Origin of the sequence: Paraburkholderia sp. MM5384-R2, assembly GCF_014201025.1 — a bacterium.
Taxonomy (GTDB): Bacteria; Pseudomonadota; Gammaproteobacteria; order Burkholderiales; family Burkholderiaceae; genus Paraburkholderia; species Paraburkholderia tuberum.
Window position 1 is genome coordinate 82,816 of record NZ_JACHDI010000025.1, and the last position, 24,008, is coordinate 106,823.

Sequence of the window (24,008 nt, forward strand, 5' to 3'; positions counted from 1 at the left end):
CCGGCCGCGCACGTCACGCACACGGCCGGCGGACCCGTGTCTTGCCTCGCAAGGAGCATCCGGATGTCCCAGACCACCTCGAATGCCGCCAACGGCATCGCGCCAGGCCGTCTCAGTGCCGAGCAACTGGGCTGCAATTTCGCCGACGTCGCGCCGCCGCTTTCCGCGAATGCGGCCGTGATCGCCGCCGACCGCTGTCATTATTGTTACGACGCGCCTTGCGTGAACGCGTGCCCCACGGGCATCGACATTCCCGGTTTCATCCGCAAGATCGGCAACGGCAATCTCAAGGGCGCGGCGCGCGATATCCTCAGCGCGAACCCGCTGGGCGGCATGTGCGCACGCGTGTGCCCGACCGAGATTCTCTGCGAAGGCGCCTGCGTGAGAAATCATCAGGATGGCGAGCCAGTTCAGATCGGCGCGCTGCAACGTCATGCCACCGACTTCCAGATGGCCCGCGAAGCCGCCGGTGCCCCCGCGCTCTTCAAGCGCGCCAGCGAGACAGGCCGTCATGTTGCCGTGGTCGGCGCGGGTCCCGCGGGTCTCGCCTGCGCGCACACGCTCGCGCTTGCCGGGCATCGCGTGTGCGTCTTGGACGCGCGCGAACAGCCGGGCGGGCTGAACGAGTACGGCATAGCCGCGTACAAGACCGTCGACGACTACGCGCAGCGCGAAGTGCGGTGGCTTCTTTCCGTCGGCGGGATAGAACTGCGCCAGGGCCAGCGACTGGGGCATGACGTGACGCTTGCGGAGTTACGCGCGGCGTATGACGCGGTGTTCATCGGCGTGGGCCTCGGCGGCACGCATACGCTCTCCATCGAAGGCGAACTGCTCGACGGCGTGCTCGATGCCGTGGATTTCATCGCGCGCGTGCGCGAGGCCGACGATCTGGCCAGCGTGCCCGTCGGTCGCAAGGTGGTGGTGCTCGGAGGCGGCAATACGGCAATCGACGCCGCCGTGCAAAGCCGCAAGCTGGGCGCGGAGCAAGTGACGCTCGCCTATCGTCGCGGCGCGGCGCAGATGAGCGCCACCTGGGCCGAACTGGAATTCGCGCGTAGCCAGGGTGTGACGTTGGCCGAGTGGATGAAGCCGCTGCGAATCGTCGGCGACACGCAGGTGCGGGCCGTGGAATTCGAGCGCACCGGGCTCGATATGAGCGGCGCATTGCGCGGCACTGGGGAGATCGTGCGCGTGGAGGCCGATATGGTGCTGAAGGCAATCGGCCAAACGCTGTTACCCGAAGCCCTCGACGGGTTGCAACTCACCGAGGAAGGCGGGCGCGTCGCGGTGGATGCGAACGGCGCCACGTCCCTTGCGGGCGTTTTCGCAGGCGGTGACTGTGCCGGCCACGGCGCCGCCGATCTGACCGTCCAGGCCGTGCAGGACGGCAAGCTTGCCGCGCATGCGATCGACCGCTTCCTTGCGAATCAGTCCGCCAGGGCCGCCTGAGCCGCGTGATAGCTACACCGAATCCAGATAAAACGAAGGAGTCGCATCATGGCCGACTTGCGCTGCACGATTGCCGGCATTCAATCGCCTAATCCGTTCTGGCTCGCTTCCGCGCCGCCCACCGACAAGGCCTACAACGTCAATCGCGCCTTCGAGGCGGGTTGGGGCGGCGTGGTCTGGAAGACGCTCGGGCTCGATCCGCACGTGGTGAACGTAAGCTCGCGCTATGGCGCCACCACCTGGCGCGGCCAGCGCATGGCGGGTCTGAACAACATCGAGCTCATCACCGACCGGCCGCTCGACGTGAACCTGAAGGAAATCGCGCAGGTGAAGCGGGACTGGCCCGACCGGGCGCTCATCGTCTCGCTGATGGTCCCTTGCAACGAGCACGACTGGAAGTGGATTTTGCCTCAGGTGGAAGACACTGGCGCGGACGCCGTGGAGCTGAACTTCGGCTGTCCGCACGGCATGAGCGAGCGCGGCATGGGCGCGGCGGTGGGTCAGGTGCCCGAGTACATCGAAATGGTCACCCGCTGGGTGAAAGAAGGCACGCGGCTGCCTTGCCTCGTAAAGCTCACACCGAACGTCACCGACATTCGTCACGGCGCGCGCGCGGCGATGAAGGGTGGTGCGGACGGCGTCTCGCTGATCAACACCATCAATTCGATCGTCGGTGTCGATCTCGACGTGATGGCGCCGCTGCCCACCGTGGACGGCAAGGGCACTCATGGCGGCTATTGCGGTCCTGCCGCGAAGCCCATTGCACTGCACATGGTCGCGGAGATTGCGCGCGACCCGCAAACGCAAGGCTTGCCCATCTCTGGCATCGGGGGCATTTCCGACTGGCGCGACGCCGCGGAATTCATCGTGCTGGGAGCGGGCAGCGTGCAGGTATGCACCGCGGCGATGCACTACGGTTTCCGGATCGTCAGCGACATGATCGACGGCCTTTCCAACTGGATGGACGACAAAGGGTACGCCAGCCTCGACGCGATTCGCGGCCGCGCCGTGCCGAACGTCACCGACTGGCAATACCTGAACCTCAACTACGACATCAAGGCGCGTATCGATCAGGACCGCTGCATCCAGTGCGGGCTCTGCCATATCGCCTGCGAAGACACCTCGCATCAGGCGATCACCGCCACGCGCGACGGCAAGCGCCACTTCGAGGTGGTCGATGCGAACTGCGTCGGGTGCAATCTATGCATGCATGTTTGCCCGGTCGACCAATGCATCACGATGGAGCGTGTCGATTCGGGCGAGCGCTACGAGAACTGGACCACGCACCCGAACAACCCGGCGCGTGTCGCCGACCCGAAAGCCGCCTGACATTTCGAAGCCGGATCGAGCCGGACCCACGACAAGCACGGAGAACCCACGTCATGAGCCAGCCCTTTGCAGTCGACGCCAATGCGCGCCGCGCCGAAAGCGAGCTATACAACGATGACCTCGCGCCCACCGGCGTCGCGCAGCGCACATGGCGCTGGTATCACTTCGCGGCACTATGGGTAGGCATGGTGATGAACATCGCCTCCTACATGCTCGCCGCCGGCCTCACCGAGCAGGGCATGGCGCCATGGCAGGCCGTGCTAACCGTGCTGCTCGGCAATCTGATCGTGCTCATGCCGATGCTGCTGATCGGTCATGCGGGTACGAAGTACGGCATTCCTTATGCAGTGCTCGTGCGAGCGTCGTTCGGCACCCAGGGCGCCAAGCTGCCAGCCATGCTGCGCGCCGTGGTGGCGTGCGGCTGGTACGGCATTCAATCATGGCTTGGCGGCAGCGCCATCTACACGCTCGTCAACATCCTCACGCACAACGCGCTGGTGGGCGACGCACTGCCGTGGCTCGGCATTTCGATCGGACAGGCTAGCTGCTTCCTCGTCTTCTGGGTGTTCCAGCTGTACTTCATCCTGCACGGCACCGATTCGATCCGCTGGCTCGAAAGCTGGTCCGCGCCCATCAAGGTGGTGATGTGCGCAGTGCTCGTGTGGTGGGCATGTTCGAAGGCAGGCGGCGTGGGCTCGATGCTGTCGCAACCGTCACAGTTCGCCGCCGGCGGCAAGAAGGCGGGCCTCTTCTGGGCGACGTTCTGGCCGAGCCTCACGGCCATGGTGGGCTTCTGGGCCACGCTCGCGCTCAACATTCCCGACTTCACGCGTTTCGCAAAAACGCAAAAAGACCAGTTCGTGGGCCAGGCCATCGGCCTGCCCATTCCGATGGCGTTGCTCTCGGTGGTCTCCGTGGTCGTGACCTCGGCAACGGTTGTGATTTACGGAAGGGCGATCTGGGACCCGATCGACCTCACGAGTCGCATGGAGGGCGTCGGTGTGGGCATCGCGCTCATCATCCTCACACTGGACACGATGTGCTGCAATCTCGCCGCGAATCTCGTCGGGCCAGCTTACGACTTCTCGAGCCTCTGGCCCAAGGGCATCTCGTACAAGACGGGCGGTCTCATCACCGCGGGTATCGCCATCGTGATGATGCCGTGGAAGATCCTTGCCACCACCCAGGGCTACATCTTCACCTGGCTCGTCGGTTATTCGGCGCTGCTTGGGCCTGTGGCCGGCATCCTGATGGTCGACTACTTTCTCGTTCGCAGCACACGCCTAGACACGGCCCAGCTGTTCGAGGAAAACGGCGAATACGCCTACTCGAACGGCTGGAATCCGGCTGCCGTGATCGCGCTGATCGCAGGCGTGCTGCCGAACCTGCCGGGCTTTCTCAATGTCGCGTTCCCGAATGCGTTTGCCGCCGTGCCCGATGCGTTCAAAAGCATTTACACCTATGCGTGGTTCGTGGGGCTCGCCATTGCGGCGCTCGTCTATGGCGTGATGATGAAGCTCGGCAAGAGCCGGCGCCCACGTGTTGCGAGCGCGTGAGCGTTTCAAGCGTGAATGTTCAACTGAAGGAGACTTGGCATCATGGCGATCCTGATTCGAGGCGGCACCGTCGTCAATGCAGACAAGAGCTGGCGTGCGGACGTGCTCTGCGAAAACGGCGTGATCCAGAGCGTTGGCGAGAACCTCGACGCGCCTGCGGGCGCGACCGTGGTCGACGCCGGTGGCCAATACGTGATGCCTGGCGGCATCGATCCGCACACGCATATGGAGCTGCCCTTCATGGGCACGACCGCCAGCGACGACTTCTACACGGGCACGGCGGCGGGGCTTGCGGGCGGCACGACATCGATCATCGACTTCGTCATCCCCAACCCGAAGCAACCGCTGATGGACGCCTTTCGCGAGTGGCGCGGCTGGGCAGAGAAAGCCGCTTCCGATTATGGCTTTCACGTGGCGGTGACGTGGTGGGATGAAAGCGTGTATCGGGACATGGGGCTCCTCGTGAACGAGCATGGCGTATCGAGCTTCAAGCACTTCATGGCCTACAAGAACGCCATCATGGCCGACGACGAGATTCTCGTGAACAGCTTTGCGCGCTCACTCGAACTGGGCGCGCTGCCTACCGTGCATGCGGAAAACGGCGAGCTCGTATTCCAGTTGCAACGCCAGTTGCTTGCGCGCGGTTTCACGGGGCCCGAGGCGCATCCGCTTTCACGGCCACCCGAAGTCGAAGGCGAGGCAGCGAATCGCGCCATCCGCATCGCGCAGGTGCTCGGAGTGCCGGTGTACATCGTGCATGTCTCGGCGAAAGACGCGCTCGAGGCGATCGCGCGCGCACGCGGCGAAGGGCAGCGCGTATTCGGCGAAGTGCTCGCGGGGCATCTCGTGATCGATGAGTCGGTCTATCGCGACCCGGACTGGACGCGCGCCGCCGCCCACGTGATGAGTCCGCCGTTCCGTACCCAGGAGCATCGCGACGCGCTCTGGCGCGGGCTTCAGGGCGGCCTGCTGCACACCACCGCAACCGACCACTGCGTGTTCTGCGCTTCGCAGAAAGCCATGGGCCGCCATGATTTCACGAGAATTCCGAATGGTTGCGGCGGCGTGGAAGATCGCATGGCGGTGTTGTGGGATCAAGGTGTGAACACCGGCCGGCTCACGCCGAACGAATTTGTGCGCGTCACGTCCACCAATGCGGCGCAAATCTTCAACCTGTACCCGCGCAAGGGCACGGTGGCCGTGGGTGCCGACGCCGATCTGGTCGTCTGGGATCCCGAGGCCACGCGCGCGATATCGGTCAAGACGCATCATCAGAACGTGGACTTCAACGTGTTCGAAGGGATGACGGTTCGCGGCGTGCCGACACACACCGTCTCAAAAGGCGAACTCGTGTGGGCGGACGGCGACCTGCGCGCGCGGCGCGGAGCCGGGCGTTATCTGAAGCGGCCCGCGAATCCCGGCTATCTGCAGGCCTCGCGCCTCGCGAAGAGCCTGAAGCAGACGCAGCCGGTGCATCGCGAAGGTGACGCACCACAATAAACAAGGCAACGCGTGGAGGCACTGCAGGGGATATCGGGGGCTCGACGCGACAGGATTCGCGTTGCGCCCCGGTAGTTCGAGTGCAAACCGGTCGGCGCTTTTTATCTGCGTCGGAGTTCGCCATTGAGCGATCAGATACAAGAACAGCGCGAGCCGGGGGTGCGGTCATGGTTGAATGAGTAATCCGTATCTCGCGGTTAGTGTTTCCCGCGTTCCGCGATCCATGCGCTATCCGGTCGCTGTTCCAGTCAGCGATTCACAGGCCTGCCAGAGGCGTCTTGCATCGGTTCCGTTTCTTGCCTGACTGGCGACGTTCGCTGGTCCCACGACTCGCCCACGCGTTTCGAACAATCCGAGCGGACCATAGTAGCCGCCGTCGACGACATCGGCCGCGGTTGCGGCATAGAGCGTGGAAAGCGCGCCGGTCTGGTCACTGTTGAACAAGATATCGATCAGTCCGCCTAGCGCAGAGCGGACGATCGGGCTTGCGGCAAAATGGTCGGCACGGAACAGATTCGTATTGGCGACGCCGGGATGCGCGGCAACGGACATCACGCGCGATCGTGCGGCGCGCAACCGGCGATCGAGTTCGAACGCGAACATGAGGTTGGCGAGCTTCGACTGTCGATAGGCGGTCATCGGACGGTAACGACGGGTTGCCTGAAGGTCGTCGAAGTCGAGCCGCCCGGCCTTGTGTGCGATAGAGGCAACCGTGACCACGCGCGGCCGCTCGGCAGACGCTCCTGCCGCCATCTCGAGCCCAGGCAACAGCAGGCGCGTCAGGGCGAAATGCCCGAGTACATTGGTGCCGAACTGCAATTCGAAGCCGTCGACCGTTTCGAGGCGTCGGCGGGGCGCCATGACGCCCGCATTGTTGATGAGGATGTCGAGCGGCCGGCATTGCGCGAGTTCGCGATCGCAAAAGGCGCGCACCGAAGCAAGGCTTGCGAGATCCAGTCGTTGAAGCCGCAATCGGGCGGCGGGCAGTTCCCTCTGCAGACGGGACAGGGCATCGGCGCCGCGCTGTTCGTCACGGCAGGCGAGTACGACTTCCGCGCCTGTGCGAGCCAGTATTGCAGCGACGTGATAGCCGATACCGCTGTTGGCCCCCGTGATGATGACGCGTCTGCCGTGCTGAGGCGTGATGTCGTCGATGCTCCATTGTTTGTTCTGGTTCATTGGCGATTGTCGAGGGAAGGCCGTTAGCCGGAGAGAATGCTGACTAGCATACCCGTTGCACGCGCGCCGCATGTGCTGGACATTTTCGGGTTTCGCACGGATCCGGCGGCTTCCTGAGTCGGGCGCGTAGCGCGCGCATGCAATGCGAGTGAAACGCAAGGCGGCCGTCCTGACCCGTTACATCAGCCGAAGCACGATTCTCTGAAGGAGGGAGGGCAGGTCGCGTCGAGCGTCGACCACGAGATGAACGAAAACGGTCTCGTCGCGGACCTGATAAATGATCCGGTTCTTGCCGGAAAGGCCTTGCCGGAAACCGTCCTCGAAGAAGTCCCCAAGCTCGGCAGGCGCATGACCGCTAGCGGGGAACTGGCCAATGTGCGTGATCGTCCCCTGCAGTTGCGTCGATGTCTGACGCCACATTTCCCATCCGAATGTGCGGACAACATAGCTTCTGAGTTCGTCAATGCCGATCCGCGCTGCGGTCATCGTTTCTTTTCTGATTTTTTCCGGCACGTCGAGTGGAGCAAGACGCACGACGAGGCCGGAACGACGCGGGCGCATGACATGGAAAGCGCGCGCGTGTACTGCGAGGCCTGCGGCACCGGCTGGTCCGAAGCTGACCGGCTCGTCGCGCTGCAGAGCGCGCGCTGGCACCAGACGAAGCCTTTCGACTGCTGCGGCGCGCGACACGTCCCGCTCGATGACTACGCGAACGCCTGGCATGAACACGACGGCGAGGCGGCCGTCGATACCGTATGGGACTGGTGGCACGACGCGCAGAACCACCGTTACGGCGTCTATCGCGCGAAGTGTCCGACCTGTGGCGCGTGGGCGGTGAACAACACGCACGCCGGATTCCGGGCGTCGAAACTTTACAGCCCGTGGACGCGTGACCGGCCGCCCGAGATTGCGCAGAAGTGGCTGGCCGCGCAGGGCGACGAGGAAAAGCTCCAGGCCTGGTGGAACACGCAGATGGGGCTGCCCTATCGCGCCCATACCGGGCGACGCGTGCAGGCTGAAGTGCTGGCCGCGCGCGGGGAAATGTGGGCGGCAGCCGTACCCGAGGGCGTCGCCGTGGTCACAGTCGGCGTGGACGTGCAGGACTACCGCGTCGAACTGGAAGTCGTCGGCTGGGGGCGCAACGAGGAAAGCTGGTCACTGGACTACCACATCATCGAAGGCGAGTTTTCCGATGCGGGCACCCAGGCGCTGGTCGATGCGTATCTGAAACGGTCATGGCATCGCGCGGACGGCCGGCCCTTCGAGATTGCGGCCGCGTGCATCGATTCGGGTGGTCACCACACGCAGGCGGTCTATGAATTCTGCAAGGCGCGCATCGGCCGCCGCATCTGGGCGATCAAGGGCGAATCGGCGCGCGGCGGCGAACGCAATCCGGTGTGGCCGTCCAAGCGCCCTACGTCGCGCACGAAGAAGACCTACCGGCCGATCATTCTCGGCGTGAACGCCGCGAAGGACGCGATCCGGCAACGGCTGCTGCTCGATGCGCCGAAACCGGGCTATATGCATTTCCCGCCGACCGCGACATCGGCTATTACACGCAGCTCACGGCCGAACGGCTCGTTATCAGGCAGCAGGGCGGCAAGCGCTTTCGCATCTGGGAACTGCCACCGGGACGGGCTAACGAAGCGCTTGACTGCCGGGTCTATGCATACGGTGCACTGTGCGGGCTGCTGTTCTTCGGCCTGCAACTGAACCGGCGCGCGGATGCCATCGGCGCGTGGACGACACCGGCACCACCGACCCCACCGGTAGCACCCGTAGCACCCCGGCCCGCATCGGTCGCGAAGCGGTCATTCATCCAACGTCTGGCGTAAATCATGACGGTCTGCCGTTGCACAAGCATCCTTGATGGCATGCCGCCTGACGTGCTGCGCGCGAAGCTCGCGCAGATGCAGGTGGCGTATCTCGCCGTGATGACGGGCTCGAAGCCTGAGGGCGCATCCTACACGCAGGCCGATGGCTCGCGCTCGATCAGGTACACGCGCGCGAACATCGGCGACCTCGTGCAGGGCATTCTCGGTGTACAGGCGCAGATCGCGAAGCTCACGGGCAACTGCTGCAACCGCCGCCCGCCCGTGGTGCCGTTTTTCTAGTCCGCTGGCTGCAACAGATCATCGATGATGCGCTGTCCTGCACTGAATCCGGCCATCAGGGCTTCAGCCCGTGTCGCAAACGGACGTTGAGCATCGCCCGACAGACGCATCGGTGCGACCAGTACAGGCATGGCCTCTTCACGACGGATGCTAACGACCGCAATAAAGCCACGGGGCGGAAGCAATGCCACGCCCACAGCCTCGGCGAATATGGGCTCAAGCTTGACTTCGACCTGCAGGCCTTTGTATCTGTAGATTCTGTTCATTCTGGCCCTCCGTCTTAGCGTTCCGCTTTCCGACCTGGCGAATCAAGCATACTCCCCCGAAAACTGGCGATGGGTCTGATTGTCGACGAGCACGGCAAGCCGCTCGCGACGCCCGGCACGCCCGCGCTGCGTGCGCAGACTGATGGCGTGTTCAACGCGCGCCCCGGCACGCCGCTCGGTCTTGCGCCGTACAGCTTCCCCTATGAGGCGTCGGCGTGGCTCACCCAGGAGATGGGCAACTGGCTGCCGTGGATACGTGTCAAACGAACTAAAGTTGATACGAATTTCTACAAAAGTTGGTGCTTTTTCAGTTCTGTGACGAATTCCGGGCTGAAGAGCCTTGTGTAGCAGGGGTTTCCGGCTGATTGACGTAAAGATGGTACGCTGTGTAGCGAGAGACTTTGGCCTGTCTCACCCGACGCGTCGCCTCTCAATCAAGAATCTCGAGCCCGTTTTCAGCGCCCCATTGCCTTAGTGCCTTTTCGACAGAGTCGGCTTCAAACGCATACCAGCGTTCCAGAGCACCTTCGCGCTCGAGTAAATCCTTGAAGCGCGCGTATGCCCCTCGCCGCTGGAAAAACCCTTCAATCTGGTCATAACGCGCAGGCAGCTGCTGTGCGGCAAAGCGCAGGGCGAGACTGCTTCCGAGATCAAGTTCGTTCTTGTGCGGTATCGCGAGGTAGCGATCCGGGTCTTCCAGATCCTCGGGAATCGCCTCCTCGATCGTGTCGATGGCATCGGAAATCCAGTAGATTTTTCCCGTATCGAGCGAGATATACGCCTGGTGTTCCATCGGCGCTGCATAGCTGACGAAGTCGAAGGCCGAGGAAAGATCATCGAATTTGACGGCGACCATGACGGTGACCTCATCGGGATGTTTTTGCTTTCTGTGGGGATCGTGGTGTCGTCGGCGAACGTGTGGGCGGTTTTTGCGTGGCGGTTGAACGGGGCGCCTTTGGAGCGCCCGCGCGCAGCTTGCCGGCAGGTTTTGCGGCAACGACGGGTTTGACCACCGCTTTAGGCGCCGCCGTTTTGCCTTTCGAGGTCGATTTCGCGCTTGCTGAACGGGTCGCCCCTGGTGCGTCCGCACGCGCCTTGCCAGCAGGTTTTGCGGCACCGACGGATTTGACCACCGGTTTGGGTGCCGCAGTTTTGCCTTTCGAGGTCGATTTCGCACTCGCTGCCGGTTTCGCTGGGGTCGATGGTGTGGGAACCCGGCTCGTTTGCGCAGCGGACTGCCTGCCTGTCCGTTTGCGTGCAGCAGGCGGTGTGGCGAGCGGCTCGCTGCCGGTGTCGATCTCGATACCGAATACGTCGCCCAGGGCCGCGTTGTCGAGGACCTTGCCCGACACGGGCGCGGGTCCCGCTGCGGACAATCCGGCACCCGTGCTGCTCACGAGATCGGCGGCGTCCACACCCCGCAGCGTGAAGAGCAGTTCGGGCTGCTGGTCGAACCGGGCGCCGATACCGTACAGCACCGCGGCCACATGCTTGCACATCGACGCCCAGTCGAGGCAGCTGCAACCGAACCGGATATCCTTCGGCGACGGAAAGAGCCCCGTGCCCGGCTTGCAGATCCGTTCCATCACGGCGCCCGATAGCTTGCCCTGCAGCAGCTCGACCATGGAATCGATCGATGACGCGCAGTCGGCGACCAACGTGCGCCACTGTTGATTGGCAGACGCACTGACGTCGATCTTGACCGTGTAGAGGCTCGATCCCATGACCTGCGCGTGTATTTTGCCCGCCGTGATCTGCAGATCGATCACCGAACCGTTACGGACGTAGGTGCGCCCGCGCGGCAGGCGATTGCCGTAGTCGCTGTAGCGCTCCAGATTATCGCACCACGCCTTGCCCCAGAAGGTTTTCGCGATGGCGCCGCGATACGGCGCGATCGGCGACAGCGTCCTGCCGGTCTTGATTGCTTTCGCGACCTGCTGTTCGGCTTTTCTCCGGCGTTCAGCCACCGGGACATAAGGTTTCCATCCACCGTAGTAACCCATCACATTCCCTTTGCGTAGTCAGGTTTCCTGCGCACGATGTATATCGAGCCTGACGAGATCGAGCAACTCCCGATCGGTCATTTCAGTCAGCAGCAGCTCCGCTCCGCCTTCGAGCACATCCTTCACCAGTTGCTGCTTCGTTTCGATTAGCTGGTCGATCCGATCCTCGACTGTGCCCCGGCAGACGAACTTGTGCACCAGCACGTTCCTGCGCTGGCCGATGCGAAAGGCCCGGTCCGTCGCCTGATTTTCCACGGCCGGATTCCACCAGCGATCGAAATGAATCACGTGGGAAGCGGCCGTGAGATTCAGCCCCGCTCCGCCCGCCTTGAGCGACAGCACGAAGAAGGGTGTCAATTCGTCTTCCTGAAAAAGCCTGACCAGCTCGCGCCGCTTTCCGACCGGGGTGCCGCCATGCAGGATCAAACCCTCGCGGCCAAACAGTGATCCCAGAAACGCCGCCAGGGGCTCGGTGGTTTCGCGAAACTGCGTGAATACGAGTACCTTTTCCTGCTTCGCGGCAATCACGTCGACCAGTTCCCGCAGACGCGCAAATTTGCCGCTGGCCTCAGGCTTCCATGCCGCGTCGCCGAGCCACTGGGACGGATGGTTGCATATCTGCTTCAAACGCATCAGGTAGCTCAGCACGATGCCCTTGCGCTCGATGCCTTGTGCACCGTCGAGCGCGGCGGCCAGGTCCTGAACCGCGCGCTCGTACAGTGCGGCCTGGACGGGACTCAGGTGACACCAGGCCTTGAGCTCGGTCTTTTCCGGGAGATCGGCAATGACATTCCTGTCCGTCTTCAGGCGGCGCAGAATGTACGGTCGCACGAGCGAGCGAAGCGGACCGAAGTGCCCGGCTTTCGCGAGACGCCTGCTGAATCCGGCGAAATCCTTCGCCGAGCCCAGCAGGCCCGGATGCGTGAAATCGAAGATGGACCACAGGTCCGCCAGGCCGTTTTCCATGGGGGTACCTGTCAGGGCGATGCGCGACTGCGCCTGAAGCTTCTTGACCTGCCGGGTCTGCCTGGCGCCGGGGTTCTTGATTGCCTGCGCTTCGTCGACGATCGCCAGGCGCCAGCGGATCGTCTCCAGCGCGGGTTGGCGAAGCAGCGCGCCAAAACTGGTGATGACGAGGTCGGTCTGGGCGAGCCGCACCTCATCGAGGCCGCGCAGGGTCTCGGCGGGCGTGACGGAGGGGTGGGCGACCAGGACGCGCAGACCGGGCGCAAAGCGTTCGGCTTCCGAGGCCCAGTTGGCCAGCAAGGAGGCCGGCGCAACGAGGAGGCTGGGACGTGGATCACGCTGTTCGCGCTTCAGGATGAGGAGCAGCGCGAGGATCTGGATCGTTTTGCCGAGCCCCATGTCGTCGGCCAGACACGCGCCCAGTTCGAGCCGGCTGAGCAGGTAGAGCCACTGCACGCCCGCGTGCTGGTACGGTCGAAGCTGCGCATGCAACCCGGGGCCCGGCTCGACGCGCGCCAGGCCTTGCGGTTGACGCAGGTTCTGAAGGGTATCGGCCAGCCAGGGACCGGCCACGACCTGCGCCCAGTCGTGTTCTTCAGGCACCTCGGCATCATTGCCCGGCACGCCTGCCAGCAGGCGTAGCGCGTCGTTGAGTGGGAGCCCCGATTGCGCGGCCTGCCCGAGATCTTCGAAGCGTTGCAGAAGACGGCCGAGCTTCCGGGTATCCACCTCGATCCAGCGCCCGCGGATCCACTGCAGGCCGTCGGCGCCCTTGAGCAGCTTTCGGACTTCCGCAGGGCTTAATGGTTCGCCCTCGAGCGAGACCGCCAGATTGAAATCGAGCAACGCATCCTTGCCGACGAGCGACGGCGGTTTCGTGCCCACACTGGCCGTGACGCTCGGCCGCGCGGGACGACCCGTCGTCCACGTACCGGGCAGCCGGACGATGATGCCGGCGGCCTCGAGTGACGGCAAATCCTGGAGCAGGTGCCAGGCCTCGGTGGGCGTCCAGCGCAGCGGATGATAGATCTCGCGCGACTCAAGCATGGAGCGCACCCAGTCGCAACACTCGGCCGCCCGCTGAACGGGGACCAGCAGCGAAAGAAGCTGCGCCTTGTTGCGCGTGCCGGAAAATTCCTCGAGCGAGCGCGACAGGGGCTGATGCTGGGTCTTGCCATGCGCGGAGACGCGCGCCGTATAAGTGGCCAGAAAAGCGAAGGGGGCCTCAGGGTCTTTCCGGTTCTCGGCAAGATTGAAGTGGACCCGGCCCACCAGATTCCAGGTGGGGTGACGCGACCTGAGAAATGCCTGAAGCGAGCCTCCCGTGCTGGCCAGCTCCTGGCGCAGGGCGCTGCCGATCTCGCCCCACAGTGTCGCGAGCACTTGCGGCGTGAGATATTCGACGCCCGTCATGGGTGGGGCATCGTCGATCAGCCTCCCGATGTCCCGGGCGTCCGGTTCGGCGACTGCGATGTCCCCGTCTGTGGCCGTCGTGCATAACGCGGTGACGTAACGCATGGCGAAGTCGCGCCACCAGCCCCAGGCGGGGGGCAGTGCCCGTCCGATTACCGTGCTGCCGAGATAGAGCAGACCGTGGCCTGCGCCGGCCTGGAAAGCGCGGTCGAGCGCGATGTCTTCCGGCACAGGGGGAGCATCGGTTTTCGGCACCGCAAGAAGATGACCCGTCGGCGTGATGTTGGGCGCAAGATGATCCGTATTGATCGAAGGCATGATGGTCGAAGGCGCTGATTTCACTGCAAGTCAGACGGTGTACGCTGTTTCCTGATGCGACGTCCAAAGGCCTCAGCGAACTGCCGGGCGCGCTTGAGGTCGTCTCCGCGCAGGTACATCGAGGTCGTTGAGATGGACGAGTGGCGCAGGTTGTCGCGTACGCTCGTCAGTTCCGCGCCGCGCGCGAGTGCATGACTGGCGTGGGAGTGCCGCATCCAGTGCGGGCTCGCGCGGCACAGTTTTTCCGCCAGCAGCGGATGATCACCCTCCAGCACGCCAGCGGCCTCCACGAAGAACCGGCGCATGACGCGCCACAGGTGCGCGCCCGTAATACCCGCGCCCTCATTCTCGCCGAGGCTGGCGAGGATTGGCGTCGCCGGGCTCCAGCGCTCCCGTGAGACCGGCAGCCGTCGTTCAAGCAGATATTGATCAAGCGCATCGGTTGCCAGCGGCGGTAACGCCACCCTGCCGGGTTTGCTGCCTTTGCCAATGAGGTGAAGCCACGACTCGCCGTGCCCGTCAGCACGGATGTCGCGCAGCACGGCGCCCACGAGTTCGCTCGCGCGCAGGCCCGTCGCGTAGCCGAAGTCGAGCAGGAAGCGCAGCCGCTGTGCGGCCGGTCCGGACCAGCCGTACGACCACTCGAGACCGTCCGCAAAGGCCCGCAGCAGCAGCCACTCACCCTCGGTGAAGCCGCGCGTCGTGTCGAGTTCGGGGCGCAGGGCCGCGCCGCGAACCTTGACGCCGGCAAAGGGGTTGGCCAGCACGTAGCGCTGCTCGATGAGCCATCGATACAGCGCCGAGAGGACCGTCAATGCGTAGGCAGTCGAGCGCGCCGACAGGCCGCCTGTGAAGGGGCGCCATTCGACAGAATCACGCGGTCGCGGGGGACCGACCCAGCGTTCACGGGGCGAGGGACGGCGTACAAACGTCCGGTATGCAATCGCGTCTTCGGTCGTCAGCGACGAGAACGCGCGGCCTCGCTCGACGATGGCCCAGAGGATCAGCCGCTCGGCTTCCTTGCGGTAGGCGCGCTGCGTCGTGACTGTTTCGTGCAGCGCGAGCCACGCCTGCACGGCCTCGTAGTCGTTCGTGGCATTGAGCGTGCAGGTCTCGCACGGGGCGCGCAACGTACCCTGCGAACCGTCGACTTCATGCGGCAGCCGTAGCTGCTCCCACGGCACGATACCGGCCGGCTGCGTGAGCGTGATCAAGGCACGGGCACGCTCGGTCAAGGCAGGGTGCGCGGCGAAGAACGCTTCGATGGCGTGCGCGCCGGTCGCCCCGAGCCCCTTGATCCGGGTCCACCACTGGCGCCGGCGCGGAATGCGTACCGTCAGATCCGTGAGCGTACGAATGCCGTGCGCATGCAGCGCCCGCACTGTGCGCGGCGCGAACCACAGCGCGACGTCGTCGGTCACTTGCGGTTGTGGTACGGGCAACGATCCAAGCGTCCTGATCGTGCGCTCGACCGTGCCCGCCCGTGCGTGCCGTTGCGTGGGTGTATGTTCGAAGACTGCCGCCAGATCGGGCCGATGCCGGCTATGCGCAAAGGCGATCAGTTGCCTGCGGATGTCTCCGATGAGACCCCGTGAGGAAACGCCTGCCGCCCTGCGCCCGCCCAGGTAGCGGGCCACGGCTGCGCGCGAGGACAGGCCCGCATACCAGCTGCGCAGGGCGGCAAGCGAGTCGGCATTGGGGAAACCCTGCCCGGCGGGCTCCTGGGTCTGACGCGTTTCCATGGTGCCAACTTTTCATGTGCGAAATGAATGACGCGATAATATCAATTATCTCACTGCTTCGAATTTTTAAAATTTTTCTCGAGCGCAAAAGACTGTGTGCCGCCTTGAAAAGGCGGGTGCAGGCGTGCCAGGTCAGCGGGCCGCACGAGTAGCGCGTGAAACAGATATTTTTCTCTGGCACGCATGAACCGCGCAATGCGCGCCCATGCGCAGGCTGACCTCGCCAGATCTTGCGCCAGCCACGCGGACATCTGCTCCCGCCAGCGATCAGGAGGAAACTCAGCGGGACGGTGTGGTGCGTGGGCAAGCCATCCGGTCAGGCCCACGGCTGGCATGCAAGGCTTGTGTTCTGCCGCGCATGTGCGCGAGAAACCGTATCAGCTGATTGACCAGCCGAGAGCAGTGGCCTGATCGACACTCATGTCCTGGGTGTGGGCGACAATCGCATCACAGCGATTTGGCACGAACAGATACATCGGAGCAATTCGGCGGATATCACCAAAGAGGTCGCACCCGACATGCTTCAGAACCTGTTCGTATTCCAGAAAAACGTCGTCGAAATGCGGCCAGTCGTCACGAGCCCAGGCAATGACGCCAGTTTCCCAATCGTCGTCTGGTGACGGAACAATTCGGCCTTGATTCACCATGGCGAGCTTAACGCTACACCGCTCAGTGAGCTCCGCAAGTGAAGGTGGCGGTACTTCGTAAAGCCGGTTCAACAGCTGGATGCAGCGGGCCCGGCATAGCATCCGGATTTCGATGTCTGCGGCAGATTGAGGCGCGAATCTTCCCGTGACCGGGGCGCGCGGCGGAAACGGCATGGCGGCGACCGCCATCATCGCATCGGCAGGCGGTATGGCAGCGGTAATATTCATGACGGGGCGCGATGCCTGGCGCGGCGTGATGGCGGACAACATGGGTCGACCTGCTTTCTGCCCCAGCACATAACGACTTCGTTCGACCATCTCGTTCCAGAAGAGGGCATCGAACTTCAGGGTTTCACTGTCTCGGGCTGAACCGGACAGCAGTGCGGCTTCGACCGCGGCAGTGAAGTATTTCATGCCGATCTCCACCGGCCCATCCAGATTCGCCTTGATGTGTGCGTCTTCGAATGCATCCCACAACCGGGCCGCGGATTCTGCGAGACGCAGCCCCGCCGCATACGCCTTTGGCACGAAGAATCGCACGTAGCTCCAGCCCGAGTTCGCGGGATATTCGCCGTTGTCATAGGTCGCGAGAACGGCCGCGCATTCGGCCGCGCTGACAATGCCCCGAAACGCGAGCTCCTCGACCATGAATCGCGCGACAATCTGTTCCTTGTCCTGCGCCTGGAAGACCGATTTCTGTGCGAGCAATTGCGGTTGTCCGACCAGAAAGGTGAACAGGCGCAGCGCGTTGCTCTCCATCTCGTCGTGCAGGTCACGCAGCCATTCGTACTCGATTTCACGCAGGTTTTGCGCTTCGTCGGCGAACAGGATGACACGATCGTCGCCCTTGTTTTCGGCCACCTGCCGCAGCTTGTGCAGCAGGCGACCGCGCAGCGCCGCCTTGGACGCGCCGCTTTGCGAGGGATGCTTGACGGTATGCAGCAGCGCCGAAAAGAAGTTGTTTTCCGAGGCCGTTTGTGAGCGCGGGCAACGCAACACATACACGGAAATCTTTGGATATCGCCGTTCAAGATCCTGGCGCAGGAATTCGATGGCGTAAGTCTTCCCGATACGGAGGCGACCATGAATCAGAGCCCCGGTGATATAGAGAAACAGACATTCATCGATGAGCTTGCGAAAGGCTGCGATGGAGGGCGTGGGAACCCGGTACTTGCGTCGGCAAAGAGGAAGTTTGTCGTAGGCAACCGGTCGGCGAATGTCGTCGGACATGCAGGTTCTCCCTGTCAGCGGTTTTGTACCTTCAGATCCCCCAGATCAACGGGCACCACCACGGCATTCGCCTGGCGACGACGCGTGGGTGGGGTGGGCGTCTGGGACGCAACCGCCGACACAGTATCCGGCCCGTCACCAGAGGTCTGCTGCGAAAGCTGCATGATGGCCGTGGCCTGTTTGCGGCTGCGCTTCCTGAGGCGCCGCTGGGCTTCGGACAACACCTGCACGGGATTCTGCTCACCGGCAAACTTGAGCTTGCCCAGTCGCCGCTGTCGCAGGATGTGCTTGCGCAGCCGCAACGTGTGCCGGCTGTAGCGCCAGCCCTCATGGACAGCGAGGCGGCCGAGCTCGGCTCCGTTGGGCAGATAGGCCCATGCCTCGCGCATGTCGGCAGGATTCGGATAGACGCGAATTCTTTCACCGTTGAGCCCAGGCGTGCGCTGCAGCACCTCGTTGCTGTACCTTGCACCGTAAAAGCTGATGTAGGGCGCGACGCCTCGCGCCACACTACCTCGTACCGTGCACAAATGAACCGATTGCAACTGGTGCAGCCGGGCGCGCAGCAACTGGGGCAACGTGCGCACGGCAGTCTGCTGATGGGCGATGGCCAGTTGCAGCGCCTCCAGCGGCGTGCGCCCGTTCAGACCGTCGTGTGGCGATGCGTGATAGTTCGCGATGGTCACGTCCAGCAACTCTTCGAGCTCAGGCAAGGTGATCAGTTGTTCCACGGGTACGCGTCTGCCTCGCTGGCCTGCCGGATCTTCCGGGTTGCGGCCGGTGGTGCCAACAACCTGCCTGGACATGCGGTCCGTCAGCGTCAGGAAGAATCGTTCGATGAAAGGCCGTGTCGTCGGCTGCGCAACGGGGCCCGCTTCCAGCCGGCAACCGATGAACTGGTAGGCCGGCACGAAGGTTTCCTCGCTCAGATGTGCCGCGGCGTTATCGACCTTCAGGACGTCCCAGCATGCGTAAGCGACTTCCGGGCAGGCATCCGACGCGAAACCGGCCCCCGGTCGATATGTCAGCCCGGCAATGAGTAGCTGGTCACGTTTGCGGCGTGGCCGAAGTGCGTCCTGCATCGCGGCCAGTACATCGTGGTGGTTGTATTCGGGCGCGGGCACAACCTGCCAGCCCAGCACGACGCGGGTGCAGACATCGATCAGCGTGACCACGAACAGGCGCTCCGTTTCAAGATCGACGCTGACGCCGGAGGGCTCAGTAAAACGAATCCTCAGCCGCAGGTCCAGCTTGTGGCCATCCAGTTCGACCACGGAAAACGGACGGATGGTGGTTTCCCAGGCGCGCTCGCGACTGTCCGTGCGGCGTACTGGAACCCGCGCCTCGAGCCGGCGCCTCACCCAGCGAGCCAATGACCGGTATCCCATCTCGGCCTGGCTGAGCGGCCAGGCCTGCGTGCCAAGACCCGCTTCCCGGCAGGCCGCGATCAGCTTTGACTGCGCATTTCGGAGTCCATAGAGCCGGCCGTTTTTTGCGATTCCCAGCGTACCAGCCCCAACTTCTCGTTCCAGCATCTGGGCCAGTTGCGGCAACTGTTCGAACAACTGCCCCAGCGCGCCTGTCAACCCTCCGCGCTGTGAGCGTCGAACCGCCGGGACAATACGGCGGTAGCTTTTCGTTCGGACGTGCGGAATAAGTCCGCGAAAGCCCTGGATCCTGCCATCGGGATGGGGAGCAAGACAGCGCTCCAGAAGGCGCGTCAGGGTACTCCGGTTGATGTCGAACTGTCGCTTCAGATCGACAGGCGGCGTGCCGCGCAGGTAAGCCTGGATGGCGCCTTCGCGCTTCTGGTAGACCAGCAGGCGAGCAGCATCGATTGCCGACGGATCGACCCCGGGCCATGCGCTGCAATCTGCCAGTTGTTCGGGAATGTCACTGAGCTTCATGTGTTTCCCCGCGATGATATCGGCTCACCCGTGTGTGCCGGCTGAACGCAAGCGTGACCAGACCTGGACTGATGAGCTGACCGCTATGCAGTCCGGCGATCACCGCCGTTCGGACGAGCACGGGGTCGATGCGGGGAAAATGCTGCTCAGCTTCATCGATGGTCGCGGAGTGATCGAAGAATTCGACGACATTCGCGAGCAAGGTTGGCTCGATCAGATGTGCGCCTGTTGCCAGATAGGGAAGTAATAGCATCCAGTTCTGGATCCAGATGCGATGACGTTCGATTTCCTCTCTTGAAATGATCTCGACATCTGGCGCCGACCGGCTGGTCTGCGCCGCGGGTTGCGGTTCATGCAGGTCGGCACTATCGTCAATGCTCAACCACTGCTCCCTTCCATCACGCATGACCCAAAAGTCAGCCAATGGCTCCGTCACCCCTTCGACGGACAGCGCAGGCCGTTCACAGTAGCTCGTCACCCCGGGATTTGCCTCGAGCATGATCCATAGGCGAAGCTGCATCGCCGAGGAAAAGAGAATCGGACGTTGCAGTTTGGGCGCCCAGGCGTGATGAAGGGTTTGTCTGGGAAGACGCCGAACGGGTAAAGGAACCGGAGAATTCATGAATGACGTAAAGTTGGAACATTCATAATCGATCAACTTTAGTTCAATTTCTTCGAAAGTTGCAAGTTTAAGTCACTCGGGGTTGACGTAAAGATGGAACCCTCATCAACGTTGTTGCGGCCTGAAGCGGGTTTCAGCCGATGCCGCGGTTCTATGTTTAGTTCGATTGACAGGCTGAGGCCGCGCTCGACGAACGCAACGCCGCACTGCTTACCGCGCAGACGGAAATCCGGGAATTCGGGCAGGCGCTGGCGGTGGCTGACGCGGCGCGGCTCACACTGGAGGCCGATGTCGCCCGCCTGCAGGGGAAAACCGCGACAGCGATGCGGCCTTGGCACAGGCGCGCGCGGACTTTGCGCGCGAACTGGACAAGCTGCGTGAGGACGCGCAGCGCTCGGAGGAACGTCTGCGGGCAGCGGAAAAGCGCGCGCTACTCGAGATTGAGCGCGAACGCGCGCTGGCCACGCGGCTGCAGAAAGACCTGGATGCCGCGGTGCAGCGGGCCGAGCAGCACGACGAGCGTCATCGCACTGAATCGGAAACCTTGCGGGGCCAGTTGGGCGACGCCAGGCATCAGGCCGGGCTGATGCAGGGTCGGCTCGACGCGCTTGAGGCGACCAACGCTGCGTACGTCGACGAGCTGGAGACGCTTCGGCAAAAGCTTTCGGCCGTGCCGGTTTCGGACGTGGGCATCGCGGGCCGCCCGGCGCGGCGTACCGGGGTGGCGAGGAAACCCATGCGGACCGTTCGCAGGGATCGCGGAGCAAAGGGGCCCACCGGATGAAAAAGCGGTCCGGGCGTCGTCGTCGCCCAGCATGCCCGCTGATCGGGGCGCTGATGCGATATGGAACGCGGATCGTACGCGTGATCGCCGAAGCCAGTGGTCAGCGGGCGGTGATCGAGTCGGTCCGCGAGGATGGCCGGGTGTTTCGCAGCGCGGTCAAATGGATCAGTCTTTCGGAGCTGGAAAATGGGCTGTTTCAGGAGGGCGGATAAACCCCGTATTGCGGTTGGGAGGAGAATGTTGGATGTGGCACCGGCTGCGGGCGTCAACGAGAAGCAAACAACGGCGTGGCAGTAGGGCGGCAAAATGCCTATAATGAAAGGGCAAATTGCCGAATGGAGCCGCGATGATCACTATCTCTTTCAAGCCAAGCGGAGCGGGCAACCCGCGCCGGGAAGAGTTCGCCCTCTTGCAGCGGCTGCTTGATGCGCCTGTGCGCAGCGGTTCCGACCTTGCAGAGCTCGCGACCGAACGGGTCGGCGTCGCCGTGATCGACCGTCTTGCAGAGCACGGACTGAAGGCCGATGAATTGTCTTTCATCATCCCCCGGCGGACGCTGACACACCGTCGGCAACAGCACGAGCGACTCTCGACGGAGGAGTCAGACAAAGCGATTCGTCTCGCCAAGATCGTCGCCCAGGCGACCTCAGCCTTTGGCAATGCCGGGAAGGCAATGCTGTGGCTGCGAAATTCCCAGAAGCGGTTCGGTGAGAGGACCGCGCTCGATATGGCGAGGACCGAGCACGGCGCCCGGTTGGTCGAGGAGGCGCTCGTCCAGCTTGACGAAGGCTACTTTGCCTGATGGTCCTGTGGAGAATCAGTAACTACGCCGACCTGAAAGGCATTGGTGGCCAGCGGGCAGCGGGCCGATGGCATTTCGCCGGCCAGCCGGTAGTGTATCTGGCCGAACACCCCGCGGCCGCCCTTCTCGAGATTCTGGTACATCTGGAAATCGGCAGCCCCGCCGATCTACCGGATACCTATCAGCTGCTCAAGGTTGAAGTCGCAGACGACGTAACGATTGCGGAGATGGCCGACGACGGCATCCCCGCCAACTGGCGGGACGATATGGCGTGGTCTCAGGATGCCGGGACTGAATGGCTGGGTGCCGGTGGCAGCGTACTGCTGAAGGTACCAAGCGCAGTCGTTCCTTACGCGCACAACTACCTGATGAATCCCGAACACGAAGACGCTGGTCACCTCACGATCAGCATGGCAATCCAGGTCCGACACGATCCCCGCGTTCTGAAATTGATGTCAAAAGCGTAGGGAAATGCTGATGAAATATTGCGTGAGTTAACGTCATCGCTCTTTCTCAATTGGGTAGCGGAGCACGTTATCGTGAAATCCAGCAGCGCAACAATCTGCCGAATCCTAATTTGATCCTGGCGGGACAGCAACTAATAATTCCCGGTCGATAACACGTGCGAAGAAAAGCTGAGGCGGCGTTGCAGTAGTGACTTTCGGTGTCGTGCAAGCGTGATCGTCGGATCTGAAATCAGCTCGCCGCATCCGGTATCCAACGGAGATACCGGATGCGACTTTTATCAAGCTATAACTCTGAAACGCCCGCACGGGTCGTGTACAGCGACCGACTGCCGGCAACGGGTCGGAAAGACTTGGTCATTGAATAGCGATAGCCGACGTTCGCCGACATCGGTTTGCGAATGACAGCAGTGCGACATGCAGCTGCCGTACTACGTACAGTCCGCGACCGTCGGCTCTGGCCGAAATGCCGCACTCGGGAAGCTGGCGCCGAGGACCGGACTGGTCCGTTACCCGCCCTCCGAATCGCGAGAAACGCGATCGTCGGCAGAGAGCGGGATTGGCATAGAGCTATCGGTCAGGGAGGAATAGGTGGTTCGTCTGCGCGTCGGTGTCACGCGCAAAACCGTCACGGCCTCGATGACCGTCCTTCAGAAAAACCGGAGTGTGCTCCGCCTCAGACTGCTGACGGGCAGACGCAGATCTCCGGCCGACGCCATGCGAACGCGACGCATCGCCGCGCGTCGTTCATAGGCTCATAGCCCCCGCAAGGGACCTGTTTCCCGGCAGCCTATCGTCGCAGGCGAATGGCTCAGTACAAGGCCCAGTCGCAACGTCCGTCGGTTTCTCCCTTTCAGCTACGCGCCAGAGATAGGGCAGCAACCCGTGTGTCCTCAAGTCGTCCGGCGCTCGTGACGCAACTAACTGTCAAGCGCTGGCGCCCTCCGGCCTGGCTTCGCCGCAACCCGGTCTGGCGGCAGGACGGGATACGGGCCACGACCCCGGTCCGTCCGGAAAAGGGCATGCGGGTTGAGCAACCCGTGATTTCATTGCGGACAACTATGTGGCGTCACCTGCCGTGCTCGCTTTGATCAGTGGCGCCCGAAATCGTCAGGTGTCAGTTCGACGCGTGCGCCCAGGTGCGCGAGCAGCTTGCGTTCAGCGATCGCGCGGATGCGGCTATATCCGTCGCGGAAGGTCCTGAGGATCCGCAGGTCGTCGGCCCGGTCTTCAAGCCAGAAATGAGCCTCGAGCGCTGCGGTCGTGATGACGCATTCGACGAGGGTTTGCCCTCTGACGAGGCGGAATGACACGCCTTGGCGGCTTGCCAGAATCTGCGGCTCGAATTCAGGTTTTTCCATGACGGGTTTCAGGGCGTTGCCGTTTATGCGGGTAAAGCGGTATGTGTATCGGTCTGATGACGTTGGCGATCGTCGCCGGCATCAGGATACAGGCTGCTGGGCATCGCGAAGCGCCAGGCGTGCATACCGGACGGCGGCTGACAGGCGCGTTCGTGACGCGAGCGGGCACTCTCACCTCCGGGTTGTAAAAGCCTCGCCGATCTGCCGCGCGCGCTTCACTTCGTCGCTGTGCAGGTACCCAAAATGTGCTGCAGCACATTTCCGGTATTACCGGCCGAAAGTTTTTATGTGCAGTGTCGAATCCAGCCCGCGATAGCAAAGGTCTCCGGTCGTAGAAACTCTACATAAAAGTTGGG

Annotated in this window: 22 protein-coding genes and 1 pseudogene; 11 read left to right on the forward strand and 12 right to left on the reverse strand. The window is 63.1% G+C overall.

Features of this window, described 5'->3' with window-relative positions:
- Positions 1-63: 63 nt before the first annotated feature.
- Genes HDG37_RS30460 through hydA form a run of 4 tightly spaced genes read left to right on the forward strand, consistent with a single transcriptional unit; the run spans position 64 to position 5,834 of the window.
- Entirely contained in the window at positions 64-1,449 is a 1,386-nt protein-coding gene (locus HDG37_RS30460; protein ID WP_184054148.1) for an NAD(P)-dependent oxidoreductase, read from the forward strand.
- Between the two features lie 48 nt (positions 1,450-1,497).
- Positions 1,498-2,778 carry an NAD-dependent dihydropyrimidine dehydrogenase subunit PreA gene (preA, locus tag HDG37_RS30465; protein WP_184033161.1) on the forward strand — a complete coding sequence of 427 codons (1,281 nt, stop codon included), beginning with the start codon at positions 1,498-1,500 and terminating at the stop codon, positions 2,776-2,778.
- Positions 2,779-2,831: 53 nt separating this feature from the next.
- Positions 2,832-4,334 (forward strand): NCS1 family nucleobase:cation symporter-1, encoded by a 1,503-nt coding sequence (locus HDG37_RS30470; protein ID WP_090811229.1) that lies wholly within the window; start codon positions 2,832-2,834, stop codon positions 4,332-4,334.
- A gap of 42 nt (positions 4,335-4,376) precedes the next feature.
- Positions 4,377-5,834 carry a dihydropyrimidinase gene (gene hydA, locus HDG37_RS30475; RefSeq protein ID WP_184054150.1) on the forward strand — a complete coding sequence of 486 codons (1,458 nt, stop codon included), beginning with the start codon at positions 4,377-4,379 and terminating at the stop codon, positions 5,832-5,834.
- A gap of 228 nt (positions 5,835-6,062) precedes the next feature.
- Here the strand turns inward: hydA and HDG37_RS30480 are convergent, their stop codons facing one another.
- Positions 6,063-7,085 (reverse strand): oxidoreductase, encoded by a 1,023-nt coding sequence (locus HDG37_RS30480; RefSeq protein ID WP_311541638.1) that lies wholly within the window; start codon positions 7,083-7,085, stop codon positions 6,063-6,065.
- Positions 7,086-7,190: 105 nt separating this feature from the next.
- Positions 7,191-7,574, reverse strand: coding sequence for a type II toxin-antitoxin system RelE/ParE family toxin (locus HDG37_RS39660; RefSeq protein ID WP_260335151.1), 384 nt, complete (start codon positions 7,572-7,574; stop codon positions 7,191-7,193).
- A gap of 3 nt (positions 7,575-7,577) precedes the next feature.
- Between HDG37_RS39660 and HDG37_RS30485 the strand changes: the two are divergent.
- Positions 7,578-8,848 (forward strand): annotated as a pseudogene (locus HDG37_RS30485) (terminase gpA endonuclease subunit).
- 3 nt (positions 8,849-8,851) lie between these two features.
- A complete protein-coding gene (gpW, locus tag HDG37_RS30490) occupies positions 8,852-9,127 on the forward strand; it encodes a gpW family head-tail joining protein (protein ID WP_184054152.1) in 276 nt (91 codons plus the stop codon).
- Here the strand turns inward: gpW and HDG37_RS30495 are convergent.
- Positions 9,124-9,393: a hypothetical protein gene (locus HDG37_RS30495; protein ID WP_184054154.1), complete on the reverse strand. Its 270-nt coding sequence runs from the start codon at positions 9,391-9,393 to the stop codon at positions 9,124-9,126. The genes gpW and HDG37_RS30495 overlap by 4 nt on opposite strands.
- Positions 9,394-9,462: 69 nt before the next feature.
- On the opposite strand from HDG37_RS30495, the gene HDG37_RS30500 reads away from it, so the two are divergent.
- Positions 9,463-9,741: a hypothetical protein gene (locus HDG37_RS30500; protein ID WP_184054155.1), complete on the forward strand. Its 279-nt coding sequence runs from the start codon at positions 9,463-9,465 to the stop codon at positions 9,739-9,741.
- Positions 9,742-9,823: 82 nt separating this feature from the next.
- Here HDG37_RS30500 and HDG37_RS30505 read toward each other — a convergent pair whose 3' ends face one another.
- The 8 genes from HDG37_RS30505 to HDG37_RS30540 form a co-directional block, all read right to left on the reverse strand.
- Positions 9,824-10,249 (reverse strand): UPF0158 family protein, encoded by a 426-nt coding sequence (locus tag HDG37_RS30505; protein ID WP_090806713.1) that lies wholly within the window; start codon positions 10,247-10,249, stop codon positions 9,824-9,826.
- Between the two features lie 10 nt (positions 10,250-10,259).
- A complete protein-coding gene (locus HDG37_RS30510; protein ID WP_184054157.1) occupies positions 10,260-11,396 on the reverse strand; it encodes a hypothetical protein in 1,137 nt (378 codons plus the stop codon).
- An 18-nt stretch (positions 11,397-11,414) separates the two neighbouring features.
- Complete coding sequence (locus tag HDG37_RS30515; RefSeq protein WP_184054159.1) at positions 11,415-14,093, reverse strand: DEAD/DEAH box helicase; 2,679 nt, start codon at positions 14,091-14,093, stop codon at positions 11,415-11,417.
- A 20-nt stretch (positions 14,094-14,113) separates the two neighbouring features.
- Positions 14,114-15,835, reverse strand: coding sequence for a site-specific integrase (locus tag HDG37_RS30520; RefSeq protein WP_184054161.1), 1,722 nt, complete (start codon positions 15,833-15,835; stop codon positions 14,114-14,116).
- 50 nt (positions 15,836-15,885) lie between these two features.
- Complete coding sequence (locus HDG37_RS30525) at positions 15,886-16,086, reverse strand: hypothetical protein (RefSeq protein WP_184054163.1); 201 nt, start codon at positions 16,084-16,086, stop codon at positions 15,886-15,888.
- A 126-nt stretch (positions 16,087-16,212) separates the two neighbouring features.
- Positions 16,213-17,712, reverse strand: coding sequence for an ATP-binding protein (locus HDG37_RS30530; RefSeq protein ID WP_184054165.1), 1,500 nt, complete (start codon positions 17,710-17,712; stop codon positions 16,213-16,215).
- 14 nt (positions 17,713-17,726) lie between these two features.
- Entirely contained in the window at positions 17,727-19,619 is a 1,893-nt protein-coding gene (locus HDG37_RS30535; protein WP_184054167.1) for an integrase, read from the reverse strand.
- Positions 19,606-20,277 carry a hypothetical protein gene (locus HDG37_RS30540; protein WP_184054169.1) on the reverse strand — a complete coding sequence of 224 codons (672 nt, stop codon included), beginning with the start codon at positions 20,275-20,277 and terminating at the stop codon, positions 19,606-19,608. Before HDG37_RS30540 ends, HDG37_RS30535 begins: the two co-directional genes overlap by 14 nt.
- 295 nt (positions 20,278-20,572) lie before the next feature.
- On the opposite strand from HDG37_RS30540, the gene HDG37_RS30545 reads away from it, so the two are divergent.
- From HDG37_RS30545 to HDG37_RS30560, 4 genes are all read left to right on the forward strand, one after another.
- Positions 20,573-21,025, forward strand: a complete 453-nt coding sequence (locus HDG37_RS30545) for a hypothetical protein (RefSeq protein ID WP_184054171.1) — start codon at positions 20,573-20,575, stop codon at positions 21,023-21,025.
- On the forward strand, positions 21,022-21,237 hold the full coding sequence (locus tag HDG37_RS30550) for a hypothetical protein (RefSeq protein ID WP_184054189.1): 216 nt from the start codon (positions 21,022-21,024) through the stop codon (positions 21,235-21,237). The genes HDG37_RS30545 and HDG37_RS30550 overlap by 4 nt, the downstream gene beginning before the upstream one ends.
- Before the next feature lie 134 nt (positions 21,238-21,371).
- A complete protein-coding gene (locus HDG37_RS30555) occupies positions 21,372-21,827 on the forward strand; it encodes an antitoxin Xre/MbcA/ParS toxin-binding domain-containing protein (RefSeq protein WP_184054173.1) in 456 nt (151 codons plus the stop codon).
- Entirely contained in the window at positions 21,824-22,294 is a 471-nt protein-coding gene (locus HDG37_RS30560; RefSeq protein WP_184054185.1) for an RES family NAD+ phosphorylase, read from the forward strand. The genes HDG37_RS30555 and HDG37_RS30560 overlap by 4 nt, the downstream gene beginning before the upstream one ends.
- 1,088 nt (positions 22,295-23,382) lie before the next feature.
- Here the strand turns inward: HDG37_RS30560 and HDG37_RS30570 are convergent.
- Positions 23,383-23,652, reverse strand: coding sequence for a DUF1488 family protein (locus tag HDG37_RS30570; RefSeq protein ID WP_184054175.1), 270 nt, complete (start codon positions 23,650-23,652; stop codon positions 23,383-23,385).
- Positions 23,653-24,008 lie beyond the last annotated feature (356 nt).

Coding starts and splice junctions, on each gene's coding strand:
- HDG37_RS30525 (WP_184054163.1), bottom strand. CDS start 16,086: ATGTCCGCGTGGCTGGCGCAAGATCTGGCGAGGTCAGCCTGCGCATGG.
- HDG37_RS30570 (WP_184054175.1), bottom strand. CDS start 23,652: ATGGAAAAACCTGAATTCGAGCCGCAGATTCTGGCAAGCCGCCAAGGC.
- HDG37_RS30505 (WP_090806713.1), bottom strand. CDS start 10,249: ATGGTCGCCGTCAAATTCGATGATCTTTCCTCGGCCTTCGACTTCGTC.
- HDG37_RS30480 (WP_311541638.1), bottom strand. CDS start 7,085: ATGCGGCGCGCGTGCAACGGGTATGCTAGTCAGCATTCTCTCCGGCTA.
- HDG37_RS30555 (WP_184054173.1), top strand. CDS start 21,372: ATGATCACTATCTCTTTCAAGCCAAGCGGAGCGGGCAACCCGCGCCGG.
- HDG37_RS30470 (WP_090811229.1), top strand. CDS start 2,832: ATGAGCCAGCCCTTTGCAGTCGACGCCAATGCGCGCCGCGCCGAAAGC.
- HDG37_RS30510 (WP_184054157.1), bottom strand. CDS start 11,396: ATGGGTTACTACGGTGGATGGAAACCTTATGTCCCGGTGGCTGAACGC.
- HDG37_RS30460 (WP_184054148.1), top strand. CDS start 64: ATGTCCCAGACCACCTCGAATGCCGCCAACGGCATCGCGCCAGGCCGT.
- HDG37_RS39660 (WP_260335151.1), bottom strand. CDS start 7,574: ATGCGCCCGCGTCGTTCCGGCCTCGTCGTGCGTCTTGCTCCACTCGAC.
- preA (WP_184033161.1), top strand. CDS start 1,498: ATGGCCGACTTGCGCTGCACGATTGCCGGCATTCAATCGCCTAATCCG.
- HDG37_RS30515 (WP_184054159.1), bottom strand. CDS start 14,093: ATGCCTTCGATCAATACGGATCATCTTGCGCCCAACATCACGCCGACG.
- HDG37_RS30495 (WP_184054154.1), bottom strand. CDS start 9,393: ATGAACAGAATCTACAGATACAAAGGCCTGCAGGTCGAAGTCAAGCTT.
- hydA (WP_184054150.1), top strand. CDS start 4,377: ATGGCGATCCTGATTCGAGGCGGCACCGTCGTCAATGCAGACAAGAGC.
- HDG37_RS30530 (WP_184054165.1), bottom strand. CDS start 17,712: ATGTCCGACGACATTCGCCGACCGGTTGCCTACGACAAACTTCCTCTT.
- HDG37_RS30550 (WP_184054189.1), top strand. CDS start 21,022: ATGAAAAAGCGGTCCGGGCGTCGTCGTCGCCCAGCATGCCCGCTGATC.
- gpW (WP_184054152.1), top strand. CDS start 8,852: ATGACGGTCTGCCGTTGCACAAGCATCCTTGATGGCATGCCGCCTGAC.
- HDG37_RS30535 (WP_184054167.1), bottom strand. CDS start 19,619: ATGAAGCTCAGTGACATTCCCGAACAACTGGCAGATTGCAGCGCATGG.
- HDG37_RS30500 (WP_184054155.1), top strand. CDS start 9,463: ATGGGTCTGATTGTCGACGAGCACGGCAAGCCGCTCGCGACGCCCGGC.
- HDG37_RS30520 (WP_184054161.1), bottom strand. CDS start 15,835: ATGGAAACGCGTCAGACCCAGGAGCCCGCCGGGCAGGGTTTCCCCAAT.